Genomic DNA, 7,216 nt, shown 5'->3' with positions numbered 1-7,216 from the left:
GACCTCGTCGATATAGGGGTCGATGCTGTTGATCTGGCGCGCGTTGGCGGTCAGATTCTGGTGGCTGCACATCGCTCCCTTAGGCGTGCCGGTGGTGCCGCCGGTATATTGCAGCAGCGCAATATCCTTATCCGGCCGGATATTGGGCGCCTTGTAATTTCCGTCATTGTCAATCAGGTCCGAGAAGGGCGTGATCCGGTCATCCTCGGGCTGCGGGCTGTTTTCCTTGCGTCGGAACAGGGAATAGAGGAGCGCCTTGCCCCCTGACAGCGCGCCAGCCACACTGCCGACCACCAGTCGTTCGAGACTCGATTCTTCGAGCACCTGATAGGCGGCGGGGAATAATGCGGTGGCAGAGAGCGTGCACAGGATTTGGGTGCCGCGGTCCTCGACCGGATGGTTCAGTTCATCGACCGTGTAGAGCGGCGAGAAGTTGACCACCGTCGCGCCGATTGCCATCGCGCCATAATAGGCGCTGACATAATGCGGGACATTGGGCAGGAACAGGCCGACGCGGTCGCCCTTGCCGATGCCGAGGTCCTGCAGCCCCTTGGCCACACGGACCACCCCGGAGGCCACTTCGCTATAGCTATATTTGCGTCCCATGAAGTCGAGCAGATTGGCATCGCCGCGCCGACCCGCCGAACGGAAGAACATTCCCGGCATCGACAGCGGCGGATAGAATTGGTCCCACTGGGTGGGATGATTATAGCGCGATTTCCAGATCGGGGGCTGGTCAGGATGTGTTTCAGTCATTGACAATTGTGTAAGTGAAGCGGTGTGAACTGACAATGAAAATTCCGCGATATTTGGTTCCCATTATTTTTACCGAGCGTATAGGGCGAAATCCCATGGCAGAAACCGATTCCACCCCTGCAACCAAGTCCTCGCTGGTCTTTGTCTTTCTGGTCGTGCTGATCGACATGCTCGGCTTTGGCATCATCATGCCGGTATTGCCGACCCTGATCACCGACATCACCGGCGGTTCGCTGTCCGGGGCGGCGGTCTATGCCGGATGGCTGGCCTTTGCCTATGCCGCGATGCAATTTGTCTTCGGTCCGATTGTCGGCAATCTCTCGGACCGGTTTGGCCGGCGGCCGGTGTTGCTGGGGGCGCTGGGCGGCTATGCCATCGCCTATATATTGATGGGTTTTGCGCCGACGCTGTTCTGGCTGTTCGTCGCACGGGTGATTGCCGGCATCATGGGCGCGAGTTTCAGCACCGCTTATGCCTATATCGCGGATATCACGCCGCCGGAAAAACGCGCACAGAATTTCGGGCTGATCGGCGCTGCCTTTGGCCTGGGCTTCATCTTCGGGCCGGCGCTCGGCGGAATATTGGGTGAATATGGCACCCGCCTGCCCTTTTTCGCCGCGGGCGGTCTGGCAGCGCTCAACCTGATGTTCGGTTTCTTCATGCTCAAGGAGAGTCTCCCCCCGGAGAAGAGACGCCGGTTTGACATGGCCCGGGCCAATGCTCTGGTGGCACTCAGGGGGCTTCATGGCCAGAACAAGATCGTTATCTGGTATGCCGCTGCACTCACCGTGTGGATGACCGCGCATGTGGTCTATCCGATCGTTTTTGCCTTTTACGCCATGGAAGCCTTTGGCTGGAGCGCGCTGACCGTCGGACTGGCGCTGGCCTGTGTCGGCATCGGCGCGGCAATCGTCCAGGGATTGCTGATCCGGGTGCTGATCCCGCGGATCGGCGAACGCAATAGCGTGATCATCGGCGCGGTGAGCATGGCGGTGAGCAGCATCGCCTATGTGATCGCCGGGCCGGACCAGGGCTGGCTGATCTTCATCGCCATTCCCATCGGCGCGCTGCAGGGTCTCTTCCAGCCGTCGATCAACGGCCTGATGAGCCAGGCGGTATCGGAAGACACGCAGGGCGAATTGCAGGGGGCGGTGGCCAGTCTGCAGAGCATCGCCTCGGTCGTCGGGCCGCCACTGTTCACGGCGGTGTTTGCCGCCTTCACGGTTGCCGGAACATTATATTATCTGCCCGGGGCTCCGTTTGGACTGGCGGGCATCATCTGCCTGTGCGCGCTGGCAATATTTCTGCGCGGCTATGCCCTGCATTGTACCGGCGAGGTCGCGGAACCGCCGCCGGACGCGCAGACCGTGACCGATTGAGCCATCCAGAGGCCATGGGTATCGCGACCGGTTAGCTGGCGCTGTACCAGGCCGTGCCATCCTTCATTTCAAGCCGGGCGCGACCGGTATATTGCAGATGGCGGAGCGTCGCCATCGCCTCGCCGCTGGCCATGCCGATGACATCGGGCGTGATCGGGCGCCGGAACAGATAGGGGAAACTGTCGACCACCCGTTTCGGGCTTTCGCGCAGGCCCTGTTCCAGATCATCCAGAGCCTCATTGTGGCGATCGGCCAGCGCGTCCAGCCGCTGATGCGCGCCCTGAAACGGACGACCGTGAGCCGGGAGGATGAGCAGATCATTGTCCAGTTCGGCACGGAACCGGTCGATGCTCGCCAGCCATTCACCCAGTGGGTCGCTGGTCGGTTCGCTGAGCATGGTCGAGATATTGGAGGTGATCCGCGGCAGGATCTGGTCGCCGGAGATCATCACCTTGGCCGTGTCGTCGATCAGGCAGGCATGTTCGGGCGTGTGGCCATTGCCGATCATCACCCGCCATTCATGGTCACCGGTGCGCAGGCGCGTTCCCTCTTCCATCCGGACATGGCCGATCGGCAGGTCGGAGACGGCGCGGGCGAAACGACCCCAGCCCTTCTTGGCAAATTCGTCGATCAGATGCTGGTCCCAGCCGCAGAAGCGCCATTCGTCGAGCGCCTCTTCCGGCACACCGTCGCGCTTGTCGGCGAGCAGCATCCGGGTGAGCAGCCACTCGGTCCGGTTCATGTGCAAGGGTGCCTTGAACCGCTTCGCCAGCCAGCCGGCGCAGCCGACATGATCGGGATGATAATGAGTAACGATGATCCTGGTCGCGCTCTGCCCCCGCAAGGCGCCCGCGTCGAACAGATGTTTCCACGCCTCGATCACCTCGGGCATGAACAGACCGGTGTCGGCGATCGCAAATCCGGCGCTGCCATCGGCGTGGCGGTCGGCCAGCACCCAGTTGTTGATATGGCCGAGCGGGCCGGGCACCGGTGTCCGGGTCCAGCCGATGCCGGGCATCAGTTCAAAATATTCGCCGAATTTGGGTTCATAGTCGCCGAGCGGATAGGTCAGGCCATCCGATTCAATCGGGTCAAAGCCATGATCGGCGAGCATGGCGTCATAGGCGGGGGGTTTTCGGGGCGCATCCATGGTTCATGCCATAGACCCTTGCCGACCGGAAACGCAACCCGATTTAATCGACTGGTTAAATTGCTAGCTATAGCCGCTTGGCGGGCGTCAGTTCACCCCAACGACGAAGACAAAAACCAACGCCATCGCTCCAAACACTGCGATTGCGCCCAGCTTCATCAGCCGCAACCTGCCAGGATTTCCTTCATTCATATGTGCCTCCCCAATTGTTGACGCCCACTGATCGAGGATCAGCGGTCCTTGAACAATGTTTCTGCGGTATGTTCGACCGGTGCGTCATCCTCGTCTGACTCACCTGAAAGCGCGGCCTCGGCATCGCGAACCGCTTGCGCACGTTCTTCGCGCAGTTCGGCGAGCAGCGCTTCCTTGTCGCCGCCGAATTTCGTGTCATCCGCCACTTCAGGCTCGATACCGGCTTTTTTCGCAGCCTTGGCAACGACCGCATCCAGTTCGCGTTGCGAACAGAGGCCAAGGGTCACCGGATCTTTGGGCGCGATATTGGCGATATTCCAGTGCTCGCGATCGCGGATGGCGTTGATCGTTGTCCTTGTGGTGCCGATCAGCTTGCCCACCTGGGCATCGGAAATTTCCGGGTGATTGCGGAGCAGCCAGGCGATACCATCGGGCTTGTCCTGACGCTTGGAAACCGGCGTATAGCGCGGGCCCTTGGTCCGGCGTACCTGATCCGGTCCCTTTTGAATGACCATCCGGTAAGCCGGATCTTTCTCGGCTTTCTCGATTTCTGCATGGGTCAGTTCGTGCGCCTGCACCGGATCGCGGCCGGTATATTTGGAGCTGGCGAGATCATCCGCCATCGCGTTGACTTCAAGAATATGGATGCCGCAAAATTCTGCGATCTGCTCAAAACTGAGGGCCGTATTGTCGACCAGCCAGCTGGCGGTGGCATGCTGCATAAGAGGAGTTGCTTGTTCGGCCATCATGGCATCCTTCCAATAGCTGGCGGTTCGCGTCCAGCGGAATATAAAAATAAAGGGCCGCCCCCTTGCGGAGACGGCCTGTTGGAAGCTTATGTAGGATGTTTGGAGAGAGTCGGCAAGATATTTGGCTAGACCCGCGCAAATAGCGCCTTTGCCCAGAGCCGCCGCGACACGTGGCAGTGCATTCGCAGATCCTGGGAAGCCAGGCCGTTGAGGAACTGGCTGGTGCTGGCATCCCAGCTATACTGCCGACCATGCGCGATACAATCGGCGGAATCGAGCGTCAAAGCGCGCTGGATCGCTGCATCGAGATTTTCGTCCATGGCGCCGCTGTTCGCAGTCAGGATGTCGATCGGGCCGGTGACCGGATAGGCTGCGACCGGTGTTCCGCAGGCGAGAGCTTCGATAATCACCAGACCGAATGTGTCGGTCTTGCTGGGAAACACGAACACATCGGCACCAGCATAATAGCCAGCCAGAGTGAGGCCTGATTTTCTACCGACAAAATGAACTTCGGGATAGCGCGCCTGCAAGCGTGCCAAGGCCGGTCCGTCGCCAACCACGACCTTCGACCCTGGCTGGTTGCTTTCCAGAAAAGCTTCGATATTTTTCTCGATTGCTACCCGTCCGACATAGAGCTGGATCGGCCGGGCAAGTTGTTCATAGGCTGCAGGCGGCGGTGTATCCGCACGGAAATTCTGCAAATCTACACCGCGGCTCCAGTGGTGGACCTGGGTGAGCTTCTCGCTGCACAGCTGCCGGCGAACACTTTCGGTCGAGACCATGATCGCTGCCGATTTGCGGTGGAACCAGCGGATATAGGGCCAGAATATCCGCGGCGACCATCGGGTTCTCTTGGCCATATATTCCGGAAATTGCGTATGATAAGCGGTTGTAAATGGATGACCTTTTCTCCGGCACCAGCGGCGGGCCTGGATACAGAGCGGGCCTTCGGTGGCCAGGTGCACGGCGTCGGCACCAAAGCTTTCGATCCGCTTGCCGATCGTGCGGGCCCGGGCAAAGGCGAGACGGATTTCGGGATAGCTGGGCGCGGGGATTGATCGATATTGGTCGGGAGAGATCACCAGCACCTCGTGGCCGCTGTCGCGCAACAAGCCGACGACCGTCTCCAGGGTTCGCACCACGCCATTGACTTGCGGGTGCCAGGCATCGGTGACCAGCGCGATCTTCACGCGGCCTGGTCCATATCGCCCGCTACCGAGACCAGTTTCACCGGCTGCTCCTCGCGTTCGTTGCGTGCCTTGATTTCGTCGGCCCAGTAGAGAATCTGCATCTTGCCGTCGTCGCATTCGACCAGAGCGGTGCAGCCTTCGACCCAGTCGCCGTCATTATAATATTCGATGCCCTTGATTTCGCGATGTTCGGCGGTGTGGATATGGCCGCAAACCACACCATCGACGCCGCGGCTTTCGGCCGCCTTGGCTACCGTTTCCTCGTAGCGTCCGATAAATTCGACCGCATTCTTGACCTTGTGCTTGGCCGCTTTCGACAGTGACCAGTAAGGCTTGCCCAGCCAGCGCCGCACGGCGTTGACCGTGACGTTCAGCTTCATCATCAAGTGGTAGGCATGATCGCCCACGAAGGCGAGCCAGCGGTGCGACAGCATCACCGCGTCGAACTCGTCCCCGTGCAGCACCATCAACCGGCGGCCATCGGCGGTATCGTGGAACGCTGCACGGCGGATTTCGATTCCGCCAAAATTCAATCCGGTGAACTGCCGGAACATCTCGTCGTGGTTGCCGGGGATATAGACCACCCGCGTGCCGCGCCGGGCGCGCTTCATGATCCGCCACACGATATCATTATGCGCCGCGGGCCAGTAGAACTTCTTCTTCAGCCGCCATCCATCGATGATGTCACCAACCAGATACATGGTCTCGCTGTCGGTGCGGTCGAGGAAGTCGATCAGCATCCCGGCATTGCAGCCCTTGGTGCCCAGATGCACATCGCTGATCCAGATGGTGCGATAGGATCGCCGCTCGGCATTCTCCGGCTCGGGCGTGCGCGGCACGCTGAGCGGGAAGTTGGCGACATTATCGCTGATGAGGTCGGAAAGATCGGCACCGGTCACTGGAATTCCCCGAGTGTCATGTCTGGTCACGACGGGGAGGTAACAGCCGATTGTTACAGGGGACTCACAGGCCAGTGACGGTTTGGAGTCACTTCACCGGCCTTATGACGGAATTGTTGCAGGCAGATCAGCCGCCTGCAACCTCCAGCACGATCTTGCCGACATGCTCGCCCGCTTCCATCCGCGCATGGGCGGCGGCGGCTTCGGCCAGCGGAAAAGTGGTGTCCATCACCGGGGAAAGCTCTCCGCTCGCGAACAGCGGCCAGACATTGTCGGTAATCTCGTCCGCCAGCGCCGATTTGAATGCATCCGTGCGCGGGCGCAAGGTCGATCCGGTCAGCGTCAGCCGCCGCATCATCACCAACGCCATGTTCAAATCCGCCTTGGCCCCGCCCAGCAGCGCGATGGTGACGTGGCGGCCATCTTCGGCAAGGCATTTGAGGTTGCGCGCAACATAATCGCCCGACACCATGTCGAGCACAATATGCACGCCCTTGCCCCCGGTATGCGCCATCACCGCCTCGACGAAATCGGCTTCGCGATAATTGATCGCCAGATCCGCCCCGATGCGGCGGGCGGCGGCGCATTTGGCCTCGTCGCCGCAGGTCACGATCACCTCCATCCCGAACGCCTTGGCCAGCATGATCGCCATTGTCCCGATGCCCGAAGTGCCGCCATGCACCAGCACCCGCTCACCATCGCGCGCAAGCCCGCGTTCGAACAGGTTGTGCCACACCGTGAACAGCGTTTCGGGCAACGCGGCGGCTTCGGCCAGCATCATCCCTTCGGGCACGGGCAGGCAATGCTGCCAATGCGCGGCGCAATATTCGGCATAGCCGCCGCCCGGTGTCAGCGCGGCGACATATTGCCCGATCATCTCGCGCGGGGCTTCGCTGCCGAC

General features: G+C 60.6%; 7 protein-coding genes. 1 reads left to right on the top strand and 6 read right to left on the bottom strand.

All coding sequences use genetic code 11. The annotated features are described in order from the left end of the window. Positions 1-756, bottom strand: a 756-nt coding sequence (locus tag ACEW8J_RS05590; RefSeq protein WP_373490656.1) for an AMP-binding protein, incomplete at its 3' end; no start/stop codon positions are given. A gap of 95 nt (positions 757-851) precedes the next feature. On the opposite strand from ACEW8J_RS05590, the gene ACEW8J_RS05585 reads away from it, so the two are divergent. Next, a complete protein-coding gene (locus ACEW8J_RS05585; protein ID WP_373490655.1) occupies positions 852-2,135 on the top strand; it encodes a TCR/Tet family MFS transporter in 1,284 nt (427 codons plus the stop codon). 31 nt (positions 2,136-2,166) lie between these two features. On the opposite strand, the gene ACEW8J_RS05580 is transcribed toward ACEW8J_RS05585, so the two are convergent. From ACEW8J_RS05580 to ACEW8J_RS05560, 5 genes are all read right to left on the bottom strand, one after another. Continuing rightward, positions 2,167-3,285, bottom strand: a complete 1,119-nt coding sequence (locus ACEW8J_RS05580) for an MBL fold metallo-hydrolase (RefSeq protein ID WP_373490654.1) — start codon at positions 3,283-3,285, stop codon at positions 2,167-2,169. Positions 3,286-3,515: 230 nt separating this feature from the next. Next, positions 3,516-4,223: a cell cycle transcriptional regulator TrcR gene (locus tag ACEW8J_RS05575; protein WP_373490653.1), complete on the bottom strand. Its 708-nt coding sequence runs from the start codon at positions 4,221-4,223 to the stop codon at positions 3,516-3,518. Between the two features lie 128 nt (positions 4,224-4,351). Further along, positions 4,352-5,416, bottom strand: a complete 1,065-nt coding sequence (locus ACEW8J_RS05570) for a glycosyltransferase family 4 protein (protein WP_373490652.1) — start codon at positions 5,414-5,416, stop codon at positions 4,352-4,354. Next, positions 5,413-6,288, bottom strand: a complete 876-nt coding sequence (locus tag ACEW8J_RS05565) for a UDP-2,3-diacylglucosamine diphosphatase (RefSeq protein ID WP_373490657.1) — start codon at positions 6,286-6,288, stop codon at positions 5,413-5,415. The genes ACEW8J_RS05570 and ACEW8J_RS05565 overlap by 4 nt, the downstream gene beginning before the upstream one ends. A 154-nt stretch (positions 6,289-6,442) precedes the next feature. After that, positions 6,443-7,216 (bottom strand): NAD(P)H-quinone oxidoreductase (locus ACEW8J_RS05560; RefSeq protein ID WP_373490651.1); only part of this gene is annotated, 774 nt, incomplete at its 5' end.

Origin of the sequence: Parasphingorhabdus sp., assembly GCF_041748495.1 — a bacterium.
Lineage (GTDB): Bacteria > Pseudomonadota > Alphaproteobacteria > Sphingomonadales > Sphingomonadaceae > Parasphingorhabdus.
The sequence above is the reverse complement of the archived record's forward strand: the minus strand, read 5'-3'. Positions and strand labels throughout refer to the sequence as shown.

What these genes read in the sequence shown, in the direction of transcription:
- ACEW8J_RS05585 (WP_373490655.1), top strand. Translation starts at nt 852, where the DNA reads ATGGCAGAAACCGATTCCACCCCTGCAACCAAGTCCTCGCTGGTCTTT.
- ACEW8J_RS05580 (WP_373490654.1), bottom strand. Translation starts at nt 3,285, where the DNA reads ATGGATGCGCCCCGAAAACCCCCCGCCTATGACGCCATGCTCGCCGAT.
- ACEW8J_RS05575 (WP_373490653.1), bottom strand. Translation starts at nt 4,223, where the DNA reads ATGGCCGAACAAGCAACTCCTCTTATGCAGCATGCCACCGCCAGCTGG.